Source organism: Microbispora sp. NBC_01389 (assembly GCF_045040095.1).
Taxonomy (GTDB): domain Bacteria; phylum Actinomycetota; class Actinomycetes; order Streptosporangiales; family Streptosporangiaceae; genus Microbispora.
Genome location: NZ_CP109552.1, coordinates 2990532 through 3007688, shown reverse-complemented (window position 1 = coordinate 3007688; position 17157 = coordinate 2990532). Strand labels below are relative to the sequence as shown.

16 protein-coding genes and 1 pseudogene are annotated in these 17157 nt (G+C 71.2%); 6 read left to right on the top strand and 11 right to left on the bottom strand.

From position 1 onward, the window contains the following. Positions 1–97: 97 nt before the first annotated feature. From OG344_RS13695 to OG344_RS13685, 3 genes are all read right to left on the bottom strand, one after another. On the bottom strand, positions 98–1339 hold the full coding sequence (locus tag OG344_RS13695; RefSeq protein WP_405088551.1) for an ATP-binding protein: 1242 nt from the start codon (positions 1337–1339) through the stop codon (positions 98–100). Positions 1340–1496: 157 nt separating this feature from the next. Beyond that, on the bottom strand, positions 1497–2513 hold the full coding sequence (locus OG344_RS13690) for a PASTA domain-containing protein (protein WP_405088550.1): 1017 nt from the start codon (positions 2511–2513) through the stop codon (positions 1497–1499). Beyond that, positions 2510–3010: a SigE family RNA polymerase sigma factor gene (locus OG344_RS13685; protein ID WP_405088549.1), complete on the bottom strand. Its 501-nt coding sequence runs from the start codon at positions 3008–3010 to the stop codon at positions 2510–2512. The genes OG344_RS13690 and OG344_RS13685 overlap by 4 nt, the downstream gene beginning before the upstream one ends. Before the next feature lie 74 nt (positions 3011–3084). Between OG344_RS13685 and OG344_RS13680 the strand changes: the two genes are divergently transcribed. Next, on the top strand, positions 3085–4104 hold the full coding sequence (locus OG344_RS13680; RefSeq protein WP_405088548.1) for an adenosine deaminase: 1020 nt from the start codon (positions 3085–3087) through the stop codon (positions 4102–4104). A 73-nt stretch (positions 4105–4177) separates the two neighbouring features. On the opposite strand, the gene OG344_RS13675 is transcribed toward OG344_RS13680, so the two are convergent. The 3 genes from OG344_RS13675 to OG344_RS13665 all read right to left on the bottom strand — a co-directional run bounded on the left by OG344_RS13675 (position 4178) and on the right by OG344_RS13665 (position 6856). Beyond that, positions 4178–5050, bottom strand: a complete 873-nt coding sequence (locus OG344_RS13675; protein ID WP_405088547.1) for a hypothetical protein — start codon at positions 5048–5050, stop codon at positions 4178–4180. Then, positions 5037–5585 carry an RNA polymerase sigma factor gene (locus tag OG344_RS13670; RefSeq protein ID WP_405088546.1) on the bottom strand — a complete coding sequence of 183 codons (549 nt, stop codon included), beginning with the start codon at positions 5583–5585 and terminating at the stop codon, positions 5037–5039. Before OG344_RS13670 ends, OG344_RS13675 begins: the two co-directional genes overlap by 14 nt. Positions 5586–5671: 86 nt before the next feature. Then, entirely contained in the window at positions 5672–6856 is a 1185-nt protein-coding gene (locus tag OG344_RS13665; RefSeq protein ID WP_405088545.1) for an RNA-guided endonuclease InsQ/TnpB family protein, read from the bottom strand. A 331-nt stretch (positions 6857–7187) separates the two neighbouring features. Between OG344_RS13665 and OG344_RS13660 the strand changes: the two genes are divergently transcribed. The 4 genes from OG344_RS13660 (at position 7188) to OG344_RS13645 (ending at position 12010) form a co-directional block, all read left to right on the top strand. Continuing rightward, positions 7188–7919: a class I SAM-dependent methyltransferase gene (locus OG344_RS13660; RefSeq protein ID WP_405088544.1), complete on the top strand. Its 732-nt coding sequence runs from the start codon at positions 7188–7190 to the stop codon at positions 7917–7919. Between the two features lie 89 nt (positions 7920–8008). After that, complete coding sequence (locus tag OG344_RS13655; protein ID WP_405088543.1) at positions 8009–8707, top strand: response regulator transcription factor; 699 nt, start codon at positions 8009–8011, stop codon at positions 8705–8707. After that, positions 8707–10092, top strand: a complete 1386-nt coding sequence (locus OG344_RS13650; RefSeq protein WP_405088542.1) for a sensor histidine kinase — start codon at positions 8707–8709, stop codon at positions 10090–10092. The genes OG344_RS13655 and OG344_RS13650 overlap by 1 nt, the downstream gene beginning before the upstream one ends. Positions 10093–10132: 40 nt before the next feature. Next, complete coding sequence (locus OG344_RS13645; RefSeq protein WP_405088541.1) at positions 10133–12010, top strand: acyl-CoA dehydrogenase family protein; 1878 nt, start codon at positions 10133–10135, stop codon at positions 12008–12010. 125 nt (positions 12011–12135) lie between these two features. Here the strand turns inward: OG344_RS13645 and OG344_RS13640 are convergent, their stop codons facing one another. Beyond that, positions 12136–12294, bottom strand: coding sequence for a hypothetical protein (locus OG344_RS13640; RefSeq protein ID WP_327043659.1), 159 nt, complete (start codon positions 12292–12294; stop codon positions 12136–12138). A 307-nt stretch (positions 12295–12601) separates the two neighbouring features. Here OG344_RS13640 and OG344_RS13635 point away from each other — a divergent pair, with 307 nt between their 5' ends. Further along, positions 12602–12757 carry a hypothetical protein gene (locus OG344_RS13635; RefSeq protein ID WP_327043658.1) on the top strand — a complete coding sequence of 52 codons (156 nt, stop codon included), beginning with the start codon at positions 12602–12604 and terminating at the stop codon, positions 12755–12757. A gap of 73 nt (positions 12758–12830) precedes the next feature. Here OG344_RS13635 and OG344_RS13630 read toward each other — a convergent pair whose 3' ends face one another. The 4 genes and pseudogenes from OG344_RS13630 to OG344_RS13615 all read right to left on the bottom strand — a co-directional run. Further along, positions 12831–13358, bottom strand: a complete 528-nt coding sequence (locus OG344_RS13630; RefSeq protein ID WP_327049505.1) for a Uma2 family endonuclease — start codon at positions 13356–13358, stop codon at positions 12831–12833. Positions 13359–13537: 179 nt separating this feature from the next. Then, complete coding sequence (locus OG344_RS13625; RefSeq protein ID WP_405088540.1) at positions 13538–14683, bottom strand: acetyl-CoA C-acetyltransferase; 1146 nt, start codon at positions 14681–14683, stop codon at positions 13538–13540. A gap of 162 nt (positions 14684–14845) precedes the next feature. Continuing rightward, the gene (locus tag OG344_RS13620; protein WP_405088539.1) at positions 14846–15880 is read right to left on the bottom strand and encodes a hypothetical protein; all 1035 of its coding nucleotides are present in this window, start codon (positions 15878–15880) and stop codon (positions 14846–14848) included. A 53-nt stretch (positions 15881–15933) separates the two neighbouring features. Beyond that, positions 15934–17130 (bottom strand): annotated as a pseudogene (locus OG344_RS13615) (RNA-guided endonuclease InsQ/TnpB family protein); the annotation flags it as partial. Between the last annotated feature and the right edge of the window lie 27 nt (positions 17131–17157).

Sequence of the window (17157 nt, the reverse complement as noted above, 5' to 3'; positions counted from 1 at the left end):
CCGGCACGAAGGCCCGGCCCCGCCACGTGGGACCGGGCCTTCGCCATGCCGGCGATCAGGTGAACGACGGCTTGCGGCCGAGCCGCCGTGGCCGCGTTCAGGACCAGAGGACGCAGATCGGCGCTGCGACGATTTTTTCGTCCATTTCGATGACGCGCGGACCGGTGTGCAGCACGACACCGGCCACGAAGCGATCACCCAGTTCGTCCCGCAACCACCGCAAGTGCTTCGCGTCGTCGTGGCGTGGGGTGGCGGCGGCCTTGACCTCAATCCCGATAACTCGTCCCATGCCGAGCTCCAGAATGATGTCGACCTCGTGCCGTCCCTGGTCCTGCCGCAGGTGGTAGATGCGGGGCCGGCTGTCGCACACCGGCGCCTCCGCGCGTAGCTGCTGAACCACGAAAGTGTCGAGCAACCGGCCGAGCAGATCGCCGTCGCGGAGGACCGCTCGTTCGTCCACCCGCAGCAGGGCCGCGACCAGTGCAGGGTCGACGAGATAGCGCTTGGAGCCGCGAGTCAACCGCTTCAAGCGGTTACTGAACCAGGCGGGGACCTTGTCGGCGACAAGGAGATCGCGGAGGAGGCGCTCGTAGGCCTCTCCCGTACGGGCGTTCACGGCCGCCGCGTCGTAGAGCGTCTTGTCCGTGACCACACCGGCGGTATTCAGGGCCAGCGCCTCCATGTAAGCCCGGAGGCGCACAGGGTCGCGCCGTCCGTCGAGTGTCTCGATGTCTCGCGTCAAGGTCTGCTCGACATAGCTGTCCAGCCATCGCGCCCGCACCGAAGGCGGCATCCACTGAGCCTCGGGGAAGCCACTGCGCAATGCCCGATCCACATAGTCGGCCAGATCGGGCGGCTGTGCCGGTGTGGCGAGTTCCTGAATCCGTCCGTGCGCGAGCAGATCGGCGAAAGCAGGTCTCCTCGTATTGCGCTCAAGCTCCTTGACCGCGAGCCCCATCATGTCGATGCGGACCACCCGTCCCGTGCCGGGCCAAGTCCGGCCGCCGAAGTCGGACCATACGGAGCCGGTGAGGATGAATCGGCCGGGGCGGTGGTCGCTGTCCACCGCCCGCTTCACCGCTCCGAGCACATCGGGCACGATCTGCCACTCGTCCAGCAGGACCGGCTCCGGGAGCCGGCCCAGGGCTGCATCCGGATCGGCGAGGAAGGCGGCGTTCTCCCTGTCCCGGTCAAGTCGCACCACGGTCTCGACGTGCCGGACGGCCGTGGTGGTTTTGCCCGTGGCTCGTGGGCCAACCAGCATGATCGCGGGTAGCGTCCGAAAGAGGCCGTCGATGATCGGATCCACCATGCGCGGGATGTAGGAATCACGGCTCACCCAGGCACATTACCAATTTGACCCAGTCCTCAGTACCATTTTCCCCCAGGCGCCAGTACAACTTTGACCCACGTTAGAGTGCGACGATGACCCATCCGGAGGTGGGCGACGCCTCCGGCTTGGGGGGCCGGAGGCGTGGTGAGGACGGGGTGGAGTGTCAGCGGTCGAGGGCGACTCCGGCGGCGATCTTCCGCAGTTCCCGGTCGGCCGCGGCCCGGCCGAGCTTCGCCTCGTAGTCGGGGCTCATCATCACCTCGATCCCGACGCCGGAAGCGAGCGTCCACGTGATCGTGCGGGTGCCCCCATCCGTGATCCGGTCGCCGCCCTCCGACAGGCTGACCAGGTACGCCCTCCTGCCGTCGACGTCGACCGGCCTGGCGCCCTGCGCGGCGTAGCCTCTCAGCCGCTTCGCGAGCAGGCTCGCCGCCTCCTTCCGGTAGACGATCAGCTGGATGCTGTACACGCCGGGCTCCAGCCCCGGCTCCACCCAGCTCGTGGTGTAGCTCTCGGTGCCGAACCCGTCCTTGCCGGACCACTTGCCCCATTCGAGTTCCTTGGGCAGGTAACCGACGTGGACGCCGCCGAGCGTCCGGCCGTTCCCGAGGTCGCCGAGGTCCTGCGGCGTCCACGAGGTCTGCGCGTCCGGCGTGGTGTCGGACGTCGAAACGACCGTCGTCGCGACCGTGATCATGACCGCCGCCCCGGCGGGCGCGGTCGTGCCGGGAGCCGGCATCTGCGCGATGACCGTCCCCTCCGGGGCGTCGCCGGTGACGACCTTCACGATCCGCACCGTGAATCCGGCATTGTCCAGGAGGGTCATCACGTCCCCGGCGCTCTTGCCGACCACGTCGGGGACGACGCCCACGGGTACGGCGACCGTGTCACCGGAGCCGGTCTCGGACGGGGTCGCCGGCACCGGAGTGGTGACGCCGGCCCCGGCCCCGGTTCCCGGTCCGGCGAGGCCGCCGACGATCGGGTCGGCGCCGGGCCGGGCGGTCAGCGCCACGGGCACCCCCACCGCGACCGCCGCGGTGAGCACGGCGGCTCCCGCCGTACGAAACCGGACGGTGGCGCGGCGGCTGCGCCGCCGCACCGACTGGCCCAGGGACGGCGGCGCGTGCACACCGGCGACCTGCGCGGCCATCGCGTCCCTCAGCGCCTCCTCGACGTTCATGCCGACGCTCCTTCCAGGTTCTCCATGCGTGCGCGTACGCGGGCGAGGCCGCGCGCGGCCTGGCTCTTGACGGTGCCGACCGAGCAGCCGAGCAGCGCGGCGGTCTCGGCCTCCGACAGGTCCTCCCAGTAGCGGAGGACCAGCACGGCCCGCATGCGGGCCGGCAGTTTCCTGAGTTCGGCGACCAGCACCTCCCGCAGCCCGAGGTCGGGCGACTCCACCGGCGTCTCCGGCGGCTGGGCGAAGGCGATCTCCCGGATCACCCTGCGCCGCCTGGCCCTGCTGATCGCGCCGTTCACCACGACCCGCCGCGCGTACGCCTCCGGGTTGTCGTGGCGGATGCGCGGCCAGTGGCGGTAGACCTTCTCCAGCGCGCTCTGGACCATGTCCTCGGCGTCGGCGGCGGAGGCGCCGCAGACGAGGATCGCGGTGCGCAGGAGGGCGGTGCTGCGCGCGGCCAGGAACTCGTCGAAGGCCGCCTCGTCTTCATCGGTCATGACCCCCCCTTTCGCCCGTCCACAACGCGCGAGCCCGGCGGCGGGTTGAGAGCGGGATACGGCAGGATATGGAGATGGCACGCCCACTCGACACGCTCCCCAAGGCACACCTGCACCTGCACTTCACCGGTTCCATGCGGCACTCGACGCTCATCGAGCTCGCAAGGGATCAGGGCGTCCATCTGCCCGACGCGCTGGTGCAGGACTGGCCGCCGAAACTGCGGGCGACCGACGAGCGGGGCTGGTTCCGGTTCCAGCGGCTGTACGACATCGCGCGGTCGGTGCTGCGCCGCCCGGAGGACGTCTACCGGCTGCTGCGCGAGGCCGCCGAGGACGAGGCCAGGGAAGGCTCGCGCTGGCTGGAGATCCAGGTCGACCCGTCCGGGTACGCGCAGCGTTTCGGCGGACTGACCGAGACCCTTGAGCTGATGCTCGACGCGACGGAGAAGGCGGCGCGGGCGGCGGGGATCGGGATGGCGGTGATCGTGGCCGCCAACCGCACCCGGCACACGCTCGACGCCAGGACGCTGGCCCGGCTCGCGGTGCGGTACGAGGGCCGGGGCGTGGTGGGCTTCGGGCTGTCCAACGACGAGCGGCGGGGCCGGGCCAGGGACTTCGAGCACGCCTTCCGCATCGCGAGGCGCGCGGGCCTGCTCGCCGTGCCGCACGGAGGCGAACTGCTGGGAGCGGCGAGCGTCGCCGAGTGCCTCGACGAGCTGTCCGCCGACCGGATCGGGCACGGGGTGCGTGCGGCCGAGTCGCCCCGGCTGATGGAACGGCTGGCCGACCGGCAGGTCACCTGCGAGGTGTGCCCGCTGTCGAACGTCGGGCTGGGGGTCGTCGAGCGGCCGGAGGACGTGCCGCTGCGACGGCTGTTCGAGGCGGGGGTGCCGATCGCGCTCGGCGCCGACGACCCGCTGCTGTTCGGCGCCCGGCTGCTGCCGCAGTACGAGCTCGCCAGAGAGGTGTACGGCTTCGCCGACGCGGAGATCGCCGAGCTCGCCCGGCAGTCCATCCGGTCGTCGACCGCCCCCGAACCGGTCAGGAAGGAGCTCCTGGCCGAGATCGACGCCTGGCTCGCCGCTCCCGCCTGATCTCTCCCGTCCGGACCGCGACGTCGGCGGAGCCGGGGCACGTGCCGGGACGGCTCCCCCACGTGCTTCCGCCTCAGCGGACGGAGGAGGCGATCCGCAGGGCCTCGTCGCGGCCGGGGCCCTCAAGGCGCAGCCCGACCAGGCCGTGCTGCCAGACGAGCGTGGGCCCGGCCACCCGCTCCTCCCGCGCCCGGCCCTGCGCCGAGACGTACGACACGCCGTGGTTGCGGGAGATCCACCAGCCGCCGACCGCGCTCACCTGCTCCGGCCACGGCTCTCCCAGTTCCTTGTGCCAGACGACGGTCAGCGTCCCGTCGTACTCGTCGAGCCGGACTCCCGGCCACAGCAGCGTCACGACCCGGCCGCCGTCGGCCACGCGGACGTCCGCCGGCTCGCCCAGCGCGGACGGCACGACGACGGGGAACCGCACGGCCCGCCGCGCCTCGGGGAGCGTGACCCGGCGCTCTCCCGGGAGCGGGCCGGGCAGGCCCGTCGGCAGCGGCCCCGCGCCGCCGACGTGGATTTCCACCCCGGCGAACCGGAGCACCGACACCACCGCGGCCCGTCCCTGCGGGGTCGCGCCGAACAGCGCCGCCACCAGCACCGCCACCAGGGCCGCCGCGAGGCGCGGCGACGGCCGCCCGAGCCGCCACCTGGGCCGCCACCTGGGTCGCCACCCCTGCCTCCAGTCGGGCCTCCAGTCGGGCCTCCAGTCGGGCCCCCGGCCGATCCGGCGAGCGGGAAGGATCTGCGCGTCCTCGTTCTCCAGCCGGGCCCGGACAGCGCGCGCCATCTCGGCGGGAGACGGCCCGGAAGCGCCCAGACGCTCGCCGAGCGCCCGCAGCCGCGCCTCCAGCGCCTCCGTCTCCCCCGTATCCGTCTCCGCCGCCTCCGGCGTCTCAGGGGTGTCCGGGTCGCCGGAGCGGCCGTCGTCAGAGATGCTCACGGCCCACCTCCTCCCGCAGGCGTCGCAGTGCCCGGAACGTCCGCGACTTCACCGTGCCGAGCCGTACGCCGAGAACCTCGGCCGTCTCCGCCTCGGACAACTGCAGGAAATACCGGCACACCACCGCTTCGCGTTCCCCGTCCGGCAGCCGCCGCACCGCCTCGTACAGGCGGCTCCTGCCGTCGGCGCCCACAGCCGCGCTCTCCGGGTCGTCCGGCCCGTCCGGCGCGTACGGGTCCCGCTCCCGGCCCAGCCGTACGGCGAGGTCGGAGCGGCGGCCGCGCGACCGGGTGAGGTCGTGGGTCACGTTGGCCACGATCCGCAGGAACCACGGGCGGAACGACGCGTCCCTGCGGAAGCTCCGCAGGTGACGGAACGCCCTGACGAACGCCTCCTGGACGACGTCCTCGGCCTCGTCGCCCGCGCCGAGCAGGCTCGCCGTACGGTGGGCGATCGTGCTGTAGCGGGTGACCAGCGCCTCGTAGGCGCCGAGATCACCGGCCAGCGCGCGGGTGACAGCCTCGTCGTCGTCCATCGGGGGGAAATGTCGCTCGGGGGGGCATCGGCATCGGAAAGGTGAAGACTGTGACTCCTCCGCTCCCTGAAGGGAGCGGCTTCTCGCTAAGCCGCTTCCGCAGCGTCGCGAAGGGCAAGCCCTGCCCTCAAGATGTTGATTGCCGCGTTCACGTCGGCGTGCGTCTCGTGGCCGCACGCCTGGCATCGGAACTCGGCCTGGGTGACGCGGTTGTCCTTCGCGCGGTGCCCGCAACGCGAGCAGGTGCGGGAGGTGTTGGCAGGGTTCACCGCGATCAGCTCGCGACCGGCGCTTTCAGCCTTGTGCGCGAGCACACGCAGGAACACCCCCCAACCCGCGTCCAGAATCGAACAGTTCAACCCGGACTTCTGGGCGACGTTCCGGCCGGGCCGGGCGATCGTGCCGGACGCGGACCGGGTCATGTTCACGATCCGCAGGTCCTCATGCACGATCACGTCGTAACCGCCGACCAGTGCGAGCGCGGCCTTGTGCGCGCCGTCCAACCGCTGCCGCCGCACCTTGGCGTGCAGCGCGGCGACCCTGGCGGCGGCCTTACCGCGGCGCCTGGACCCGCGCTTTGCGCGGGCCAGCGCCCGCTGTGCCGCCGCGAGACGGCCGGCGGACGCGGCACGGCGGCGCGGGTTGTCCAGACGCTCCCCATCGCTGGTGGTGACCAGCGAGGCCACACCCATGTCCAGCCCGACCGCCGCGCCGGTCGCGGGAAGGGTTTCGGCGGGCACGTCATCACACGACAGGATCACATACCAGCGGGCGCCCTCCCGCTTGACGCTGATCGTCTTGACGGCGCCGAGCACACGGCGGTGCTGGTGGACGCGGACATGCCCGATGCCCTGAAGACGGACGAACGTCGCCGAGGGGTGCTCGGGCTGGGAGTCCCACCGGCACCCATCGCCGTCCTTCGGCCACTCCACCGTGCCGAACCAGCCGCGCCCCTTGAACCGGGGAAACCCCGGCGTGCGCCCGGCCTTCACCCGGGCGAAGAACGCCGCGAACGCCTTGTCCAACCGGCGCAGGGTGGCCTGCTGGGAGGAGAACGACCACCGGCCCTGACCGGCGGGGTCGTCGGCGCGGATGTGCTTAAGATCGGCCGACTGGTCGCCGTACCGGACCGTCACTCCAGCCCTGCGGTAGGCCGTACGGCGGTGCTCCAAAGCGGCGTTGTACAGCTGCCGGTGCTCCTCCAGGCACGCGGCGAGCGCGGCCGCCTGCTTGGCCGTGGGGCGCAGCAGGAACGTGAACGATCTGCGCACGCCCACCTCCCACATTCGGGAACGAGAACACCACGGTATCGCCTGGCACCGACGAAACCCGGAAGGAAATCCGTGATGCGCAGACCACGCAGGTCAGGGCACACTCTGGCCTTGGCGGCCCGCCCGCTCCCGATTCCCCCGTCGCCTCAAGGCGACGGCCCCCTCGGGAGAATCTGATGGGGGGACGGATGATCCGTCCACGAACTACGGGGAAAAGATCGTCGAGAACCCCGAAGCGTGTCCCAGCCCACCCCCGCGGCGAAGCGGATACCGGCCGATGGGACGGGCACTACACTTTCCACGATCGTCAGCGCGTGCAAACGAGGATTCTATGTCTGGGTATGACCGAGTAGTCCAGCCGGCCGCCGGTGACGAGGCTCTGGAGAACCACCTCGGCGGCGACGAGGCCAAGAACTACCGGCAGTACGAGTTCGACATGGTCGCGCCGCACGTCGGGCGGTCGCTGCTGGAGATCGGCTCGGGGCTCGGGCACTTCGCGGAGCAGTTCCTGCCGCGCCTGGACCGGCTCGTGGTGAGCGATTTCGATCCCTACTGCGTGGAGCAGCTGCGGCAGCGGTTCACCGACCGCGACGACGTGTCGGTGCTGCAGTTCGGCCTGCCGACGCGGATTCCGCTGGACGACCCGGTCGACACGGTCGTGATGATGAACGTCCTGGAGCACATCGAGGAGGACGCCGAGGCGCTGCGGTCCCTGGCCAGGGTGACCGCCCCCGGCGGCCGGATCATCATCTGGGTGCCGGGCTACATGCAGCTTTACGGGGACTTCGACCGCAAGGTGGGACACGTCACCCGCTACACCCCGGCCACGCTCCGCAAGACGGTCACCGACGCCGGTCTCGGCGTCGAGGTGCTCAAGCCGATCAACTTCCTCGGCGGCATCGCCTGGTGGGCGGCCGTGCGGCGCGGCGGCGTGGGCTACCCCGACCCCCGGCTCGTCAAGATCTACGACCGGACCGTGGTGCCGGTGACCCGGTTCATCGAGCGGTTCGTCACCCCGCCGTTCGGCCAGACCGTGTTCTGCGTCGCCCGCGTCCCGAGGTAAGGCCCACACGCCCCGAGGCGGGTCGCTCGCGTCCCGGAATCGACCGGCGAAATGCGACCAAGGACGTAGACCTGCACAATGGGTCCCCGATGAGTGAAACCAGAATCCTCGTCGTGGAGGACGAGCCGAACATCAGAGACATCGTGGAAGTCGCCCTGCGGTTCCACGGTTTCACAGTGACGGCCGTCGGCACCGGGGCGGCGGCGATCGACGAGGTCGGCAGGGATCAGCCCGACCTGGTCGTCCTCGACGTCATGCTGCCCGACATCGACGGCTTCGAGGTGTGCCGGCGGATCCGCGCGGACGGCGTCCATCCCCCGGTGATCTTCCTCACCGCCCGCGACGCGGTCGCCGACACCGTGCGCGGGCTGGGCCTCGGCGGGGACGACTACGTGACCAAGCCCTTCTCCGTCGAGGCGCTGGTCGCCCGGATCCGTGCGGTGCTGCGCCGTACGACCGTGCCCGCCGCGGCCGAGCGGGGCCAGGGGCCGACCCTCCGGGTGGCCGACCTCGAGCTCGACGAGGCGCGGTGGGAGGTGCGCCGCGGCGGCGTGCCGGTGGACCTGTCACCCACCGAGTTCCGCCTGCTGGCGTTCCTGATGTCCAACGCCGGGCTGGTGCTCACCAAGAGGCGCCTGCTGGAGGAGGTCTGGGGCTACGGCGGGAGCTCCCAGGTGCTCGAAACGTACATCTCCTACCTGCGGCGCAAGCTCGACCCACTCGGGCCGCCGCTGATCCACACCCAGCGCGGCATCGGGTACGCGCTGCGCCCGCCCCAGGGTTCCTGATGTCGCTGCGGACGCGGCTGCTCGCCGGGCTGCTCGGCGTGAGCGCCGTCCTGCTCGTCGTGCTCTCCCTCGCCGGCGTCCTCGTCCTGCGCGGGCACCTGCGTACGCGCCTGGAGGGGCAGGTGCAGGCGGCGACGGTCACGGCGGCGCGGCGGGTGGTCGAGGACGACCCGCTGGCGCAGGCGCTGACCGGCTCCACCTACGCCGTCGCCGCCTACGACATGGCCACCGGGACGGCCCATCTGGTCAGCGGTGACGCCGACAACGCCGCGGTGGTCCCCGGGCTGACCGAGGCGCTGGGCAGGAACCGGCTGCTGGCGTACGCGGCGCAGGGCGACACCTTCGACCTCGATCCCGGCGGGGAGAACGAGATGATCGCGGCGGCCGCGTTGTCCAGGAGCGGCCTGCGGCTGATGGTCGTCGCGGTGCCCCTGGACGCGGTCGACGACCCGGTGCGCCACCTTCTCGTCAGCGAACTGGCGACCGGCGGGGTGCTGATCCTGCTGCTGGCCGCCGGCGGGCGGCTGCTGATCGCCGGTGGGCTGGCTCCCCTGGGCAAGATGGCGCGGACCGCCCACCTGGTGGCCGAGGGAGGGGATCTCTCGGCCCGCATGCCCGAGGGGCCGTCGGAGGTGGGCAGGCTCGGCGCCGCGATCAACCTCATGCTCGACCGGATCGCGGACGCCTTCCGGGACCGCCAGGCGTCGGAGGACCGGGTGCGCCGCTTCGCCGCCGACGCCTCCCACGAACTGCGCACCCCGCTCTCGACCATCTCGGGGTACGCCGAGCTGTACCGGGCGGGCGCGATCCCGTCCGACGACCTTCCGAAGATCATGGGGAGGATCGAGGCCGAGGCCAACCGGATGGGCCGCCTCGTGGGCGAGATGCTGGAGCTCGCGCGGCTCGACCGGGGCGCGGCCCTGGCGCTCGCCGAGACCGACCTGGCGCAGCTGGCCCGGGAGGTCGCGGCCGACTCGGCGGCCCTCGACCCGGCGTACCCGGTGACCGTGGACGCTCCGTCCTCGCTGGTCGCGGTGGTGGACGAGGCCAGGATCCGCCAGGTGCTGGTCAACCTGCTCGGCAACGTGCGGGCGCACACCCCCGAGGAGACCAAGGCCACCGTACGGATCCTGCGCGCCCCCGGCGCGGTGACGATCCAGGTGTCGGACACCGGCCCCGGCATGAGCCCGGAGCAGGCCGAGCGCGCCTTCGACCGGTTCCAGCGGGGGGAGGACCATCTGTCGGGCGGTGCGGGGCTCGGCCTGTCGATCGTGAAGGCCATCGTGGAGGCGCACGGCGGCCGGTGCCGGATCATCTCCTCCCCCGGCGGAGGCACGGCCGTACATATCGGGCTCCCGGCGGTGCAAAAGGCTACTGGCGGGTAGGTAACGAGCACAGCTCGCTTCACCGCCGAGGAGGCCGACGATGACGACCGATTACGCGAGGGCCAGGGAGGTGGCCGAGCAGGCGCGCGAGACGGAGTGGACCCGCCCGAGCTTCGGCAGGCAGCTCTTTCTCGGGGACTTCCGGCTGGACCTGGTGCACCCCGCGCCCCGCCTGAGCGAGGAGCAGGTCAAGAAGGGAGACCACTTCCTGCGCGTCCTGCGGACGTTCCTGCAGGAGAAGGTCGATCCCGCGCTCATCGAGCGCACCGCCGTGATCCCGGACGAGGTGATCAAGGGCCTCGCGGCCATCGGCGCGTTCGGGATGACCGTCGAGGAGGAGTACGGCGGGCTGGGGCTGAGCCACCTGTACTACTGCCGGGCGCTGGCTCTCGTGACCTCGTGCTCCCCCGCGCTGAGCGCGCTGCTGTCGGCGCACCAGTCCATCGGGGTGCCGCAGCCGGTGCGGCTGTTCGGCACCGAGGAGCAGAAGCGGCGCTTCCTGCCAAGGTGCGCGCGCGGGGAGATCTCGGCGTTCCTGCTGACCGAGCCGGACGTCGGCTCCGACCCCGCCCGCCTGTCGACGACCGCCGTACGGGACGGCGACGACTACGTGATCAACGGCGTCAAACTGTGGACGACCAACGGCGTCGTGGCCGACCTGCTGGTCGTGATGGCGCGCACCGGCACCAAGATCTCCGCCTTCGTGGTCGAGGCCGACGCCCCCGGCATCACCGTCGAGCACCGCAACGCGTTCATGGGCCTGCGCGGCATCGAGAACGGCGTGACCCGCTTCCACCAGGTGCGCGTGCCGGCCGAGAACCTGGTCGGCCGCGAGGGGCAGGGCCTGAAGATCGCCCTCACGACGCTGAACACCGGGCGGCTGTCACTGCCCGCCACCTGCGTCGGCGCGGCGAAGTGGGCCACCAAGATCGCCCGCGAGTGGGGCCGGGCGCGGGTCCAGTGGGGGCGCCCGGTCGGCGAGCACGAGGCCGTCGCCCGGAAGGTCGCCTTCATCTCCGCCACCGCGTACGCGATGGAGTCGGTGGTGGACCTGGTCGGACGGCTGGCCGACGACGAGCACAACGACATCCGCATCGAGGCCGCCCTGGCCAAGCTGTACGGCTCGGAGATGGGCTGGCAGGTCATGGACGAGCTGGTGCAGATGCGGGGCGGGCGCGGCTACGAGACCGCCGAGTCGCTGCACGCCCGCGGCGAGCGCGGCGTGCCGGTCGAGCAGATGCTGCGCGACCTGCGCATCAACCGCATCTTCGAGGGCTCGACCGAGATCATGCATCTGCTCATCGCCCGGGAGGCGGTGGACGCCCACCTGTCGGTCGCGGGCGAACTCATCGACCCGAAGGCCGACCTGCGGGCCAAGGGCCGGGCGGCCACCCGGGCCGGCGCCTTCTACGCCAAGTGGCTGCCGGGGCTCGTGACCGGTCCGGGCCAGATGCCCACGTCGTACGCGGAGTTCGGCCCGCTGGCCCGGCACCTGCGGTACGTCGAGCGGACCAGTCGCAAGCTGGCGAGGTCGACGTTCTACGGGATGTCCCGGTGGCAGGGACGGCTGGAGCACCGGCAGGGGTTCCTGGCGCGGATCGTGGACATCGGCGCGGAACTGCTCGCGATCACCGCGGTCTGCGTGCGCGCGCAGGAGGACTCCGCCGAGTTCGGGCTCAAGCCATACGAACTGGCCGACACCTTCTGTCACCAGGCCCGGGCACGGGCAGAGGCGCTGTTCGACCGGCTGTGGGAGAACACCGACGCGGAGGACGTACGGCTGGCCCGGCGGGTGCTCGACGGGCGGTACACGTTCATGGAGGAGGGGATCGTGGACCCGTCCCTGGAGGGGCCGTGGATCGCCTCGCAGCGCACCGGGCCGGCCACGTTCGACGACGTCCACCGCCGCATCGGCTGACCCGCCCTGGTAGGGCGGCCTGTCCGGACGGCCTCGCCCGGAAACGGAACGGGCCCCGCCCCGCGACGCTGCGGGACGGGGCCGGGGCCGTGGGAGCCGGCCGTGGAGGGCCGGGCCGACAGGGCTCACACGTCGTAGCAGTACATCCAGCCGTAACCCGAGATGTAGCAGCGGTACCAGCCCTCCGGCTGCATCGCCTGCGCCGGGGCGGACAGGACGCCGAAGGTGGTGACGGCCACGGCGGTGGTGGCGAGGACGGCGGCGGCGCGCTTGATGGACTTCACTGGTATCACTCCTGGTGCGTGTGTCTCTCTGACAGTTACGAGTAGACACGAGGCGACTTGGGATGATCTGGGAGCCGACTTGGACTCCGCTTGTACTCCGACGGTCGCTTAGTTGGATGTCCAGGCGCGCGAAAAAGCCTTTGTGCCCGGTTGTGGCGCCTTGTTAGTGTCACCGGCATGTGGATTCTCTACGGCGACCGCTGATCAGCCCACGCTGATCCGCTCAGCTTTCCGGCCCTGTCCATCCGACGCGGCGGCTGAGTGACGGCACCTCGGTGCCGCGTCTCGACGTACCAGGAGATCCCTTATGCGTACTCGCATTTCCGGCAGAAGCGGCGACGGCGGCAAGCAGAACCCGCCCGCCCCGCAGCCCCGGCGTTCCTTCCCGCCCCCACCGCGTCAGATCCCGGCGCCGCCCATGCGGCCCGTACGGCAGCCCCGGCGGCTGCCGAAGGCCAAGTAGGCCGTTCACCCACATCGAAGGGGCACTCCGGCCGGCCCGGAGTGCCCCTCTTTTCGCCGGTCGGCGGGCTCCCTCAGACCGAGACGAGCACCGCGGGATCGATGGTGAGCTCCACCGGTGTGCGGATCTCCAGCAGATCCCCGGCGAAGACCCGCTCGACCCGCCGATAGGCGCCATGACCGGGGACCAACGCCCAGACCGTGATGTTGGGCTTGGGCAGCAGGTCCACCACCCAGTACTGACCGATCCCCGCCTTGGCGTACTCACCAGGCTTCTCGTACCTGTCGGTGCGCTCGCTGCCGCTCTCCCGCGAGACGACCTCGATCACCAGAAGAAGGTCCACTCCCTGGTAGGCCCGCTCGTCCCGTTCGACCGCCCGCCGGGCCGCCCCACCGTCGACGACCGCGACATCGGGCACCCGGATCCCGGTGGACGTGAACACGTCGACAGGACCGTTCACGTACAGATCGGCACCAGACCGTGTGATCGCGCCTTCCAACTGCCTCCGCAGGTTCCGGACCGCGTGATCGTGACGAATGCTGGGCCAGGGGGACATGACGATCCATCCGTTGACGAGCTCGTACCGAGCATCCCTGGGCATCCGATCGAGATCGGCAATCGTATACGGTCCGTGGTGATAGGAGTGCTCACGGTCATCATAAGCGACGCTCATGCCACCTCCTTCGCCCCGGACTCCCATCGTCACGACTCAGCGTAACCCAGGGGAAGCCGGGAGGACCGCCGCTCGGCGTGGTGGGGTGCGGGGCCGGGCCGGTGGGGTCAGAGCCGTTCGATGATGGTGACGTTGGCCTGGCCGCCGCCCTCGCACATGGTCTGCAGGCCGTACCGGCCGCCGGTGCGCTCCAGTTCGTGCAGGAGCTTGGTCATGAGGATCGCGCCGGTGCCGCCGAGTGGGTGCCCCAGGGCGATCGCGCCGCCGTTGGGGTTGGTCCTGGCCGGGTCGGCGTCGATCTCCCTGAGCCAGGCCAGGGGCACCGGGGCGAAGGCCTCGTTGATCTCGATGACGTCCATGTCGCCGATCGAGAGCCCGGTCCTGTCCAGTGCCTTGCGGGTGGCCGGGATCGGGGCCGTCAGCATGTAGACGGGGTCGTCTCCGGCCAGCGCCAGCGTGACGATCCGGGCGCGCGGGACGAGTCCGTGCTCGCGCACCGCCCGCTCGGACGCGATCAGCAGCGCGCCGGACCCGTCGGAGATCTGCGAGGAGGTGGCCGCGGTGATCCGGCCGCCCTCGCGCAGCGTCTTGAGCCCGGCCATCTTGTCCAGCGTCGTGTCGGGCCGGGGTCCCTCGTCGTCGGTCACGCCGCCGACCGGGGTGATCTGCTCCCTGAAGAGACCGCCCGCGATCGCCTTGGCCGCCCGCTGGTGGCTCTCGTAGGCGTAGACCTCAAGGTCCTCCCGCGTGAAGCCCCACTTCTCGCACATCAGCTCGGCCCCGCGGAACTGGGAGATCTCCTGCGTGCCGTACCGCTCGACCCACTTGTCACCGAACGGGAACGGCATGCCCTTCTCCAGGGCGGCCGTGATGCTCGACCCCATCGGGACGATCGACATCGACTCCACACCGGCCGCCACGACCAGGTCCTGGGTGCCCGACAGCACCCCCTGCGCGGCGAAGTGGACGGCCTGCTGCGACGACCCGCACTGCCGGTCGATCGTGACGCCGGCCACGGTCTCCGGGAGGCCCGCGCTCAGCCAGGCGTTGCGCGCGATGTCCATGGACTGCGGGCCGAACTGCATCACGCAACCCATGATCACGTCGTCCACGGCACCGGGGTCGACCCCGGCGCGCTCGACCAGCGCGGAGAGCGTGTGCGCGGCCAGGTCGACCGGGTGGACGGTGGAGAGCCCGCCCTTCTTCCTGCCGACCGGAGTGCGGACCGCCCCGACGATGTACGCCTCTGCCACAGTGCCTCCCGAGCAAAACCGAGCAATGTTCGGTTAGTGAGAGGTTACACCAGAGCTTTCGTCGGGGCGGGCGCGGAAAGGGCCGGCTTCAGGTGAGCCGGCTCAAGCGGGCGGGTTCAAGCGGGCGGGTTCAGGTGAACGGGTTCGGGTCAGCGAGCGGGTTCAGGTGGGCGTAGGCCCGGCGTATCCCCCGGGCAGCACGTCGGCGGGCTCGGCTAGCTGGAAGCCCCGGCTGTCGGCGGCGATCCCCTGCAGCCGCTGCGCGATCTCCAGCGCCACCGCCGCCCGCCGCACCAGCGCGTCCCGCGCGACGGCGACCGCGTCGTCGTCGGACGCGGCACCGCCTTCCGCCTCCCCGGTCTCCGCACCGGTCTCCACGGCGTCCGGATCGCCCGGGTCCTCGGATCGCGCGGCCTCCTCGCCCGCTACGACGGGAACCTCCTCGCCCGGCGCGACAGCGGCCACGCCTTCAGCGTCCTCGGCGCCCTCGGCGTCTGCCGCGCCTCCGGTCGCCTCGGCGACGGGCCGCGTCTCCTCCGTACGGCCGGCCGGAGAGACGACGGCGACGGCGATCTCCGTGAGGTACGGCCAGCGGGCCCGGGCGACGGGCGGGACGCGGTGGCCCTCCTCGATCGTGACCACCAGTTCGTCGTCCGCGTACACGTCGGCCACCCTGCCCCGGCGCACGGGGACGTGGACGACGCCGTCGACGAGCTCGCCCTCCGGCCACCTGCCGGTGTCCACGGCGTCCGTGTGGAGCAGCCCCGCCAGGATGGGCAGGACCTCCTCGGGTTCCGGTACGGCCGGCAGGTAGATTACCGGATCGCCACCCGCCTCCTCGGCGGGGTCGACCGGATCGCCCTGGCACACCGACCAGCCGCCCAGCCGGTACGCGATGCCCTCGGCCAGGCTCTTGTCGAAGAAGTCCACCGGCAGCGGCCCGTCGGCGGCGATCCGGCACGCCCAGAGCGGTTCCTCGCCGGGGACGCCGAGCTTGGCCAGGAGGTCCGGGCCGAGCTCGATCGGCGGCTGGACGCGCGAGCCGCCCGCGACGACGTCGTCCCCGGCCGGCCTCGCCTCGGGATCGGCGAGCTGCGCTATCGCCAGCAGTGTCTTCGGGTCCGGCCGGGCCGGCAGCAGCGCCGTGGGGCCCGTACGCAGCCGGCCGGGGAGCAGAAGATTCGACAACCAGCCCACAAGGCCCTCCTCTTGACATCCTCTCCTCCCTTAAGGGAGGAGATTCCAACCCTCACAGGTTGGTCTTCCTGTTTCGCCGCCGGTTGCCCGCTCGGAGGACTCCGTTGAGGTCTTACACCAGCTCCGCAGGCGTTTCACCTCTCCGCCAGCCCGGCGGCGAGAACGTTCCTGGCGGCGTTGACGTCCCGGTCATGGACCGCGCCACAAGCACACTCCCACTCCCGGACGTGCAACGGCATCGACTTCCGCAGTGCCCCGCAGGCCGAGCACAGCTTCGAGCTGGGGAACCACCGGTCGATCACCACGAGTTCTCGCCCGTACCACTGCGCTTTGTACTCCAGCATCGACCGCAGCTCCCGCCAGGAGGCGTCGGAGATGGCGCGGGCCAGCGAGTGGTTCTTGACCATGGCACGGACGGTCAGGTCCTCGATCACGACCGTTTGATTCTCACGGACGAGCGAGGTGGTCAGCTTGTGCAGGAAGTCCCGGCGCCGGTCGGCGATCCGCGCGTGCAGGCGGGCGACCCTCACCCTGGCCCTGGCCCGGTTGCCGCTGCCTGCGGTTTTGCGGGCGAGGGCACGCTGAGCCCTGGCCAGCGCACGCCGGTCGGCCCGCTCATGCCGGGGGTTGGTGATCTTCTCACCGGTCGAGAGGGTGACCAGGGCGGTGATCCCCGCATCCACGCCAACCGTGTTGCCCACCGGGTCGAGCGGGTCGATGGTCTGCTCCACCAGGAGGGACACGAACCACCGCCCCGCCGCGTCCCTGCTCACCGTCACCGTGGACGGCTCCGCCCCCTGCGGGAGCGGACGCGACCACACGATGTCCAGCGGCGCGTCCATCTTCGCCAGCGTGAGCCGCCCCTCCCGCCAGCGGAACGCCGAGCGGGTGTACTCGGCCGACGCCCGCGACTTCTTCCGCGACTTGAAGGTCGGGTACCTGGCCCGCTTGGCGAAAAAGTTCGCGAACGCCGCCTGCAGGTGCCGCAACGCCTGCTGCAACGGCACGGACGACACCTCAGCCAGGAACGCCAGCTCTTCGGTGCGCTTCCATGTGGTGAGCGCGGCCGAGGACTCGGCGTAGGAGACGCGGACGCCTTCCCGGGTGTAGGCGCGGGTGCGTTCTTCCAGGGCCTTGTTGTAGACCAGGCGCACACACCCGAACGTCCGGGCAAGCTCGGACGCCTGCTCGGGGGTGGGATAGAAGCGGTACTTGTAGGCCCGCTTCACCATCTGCGCCACGCAACACATCATGCCACCCGATCAGTCGCCGATCGC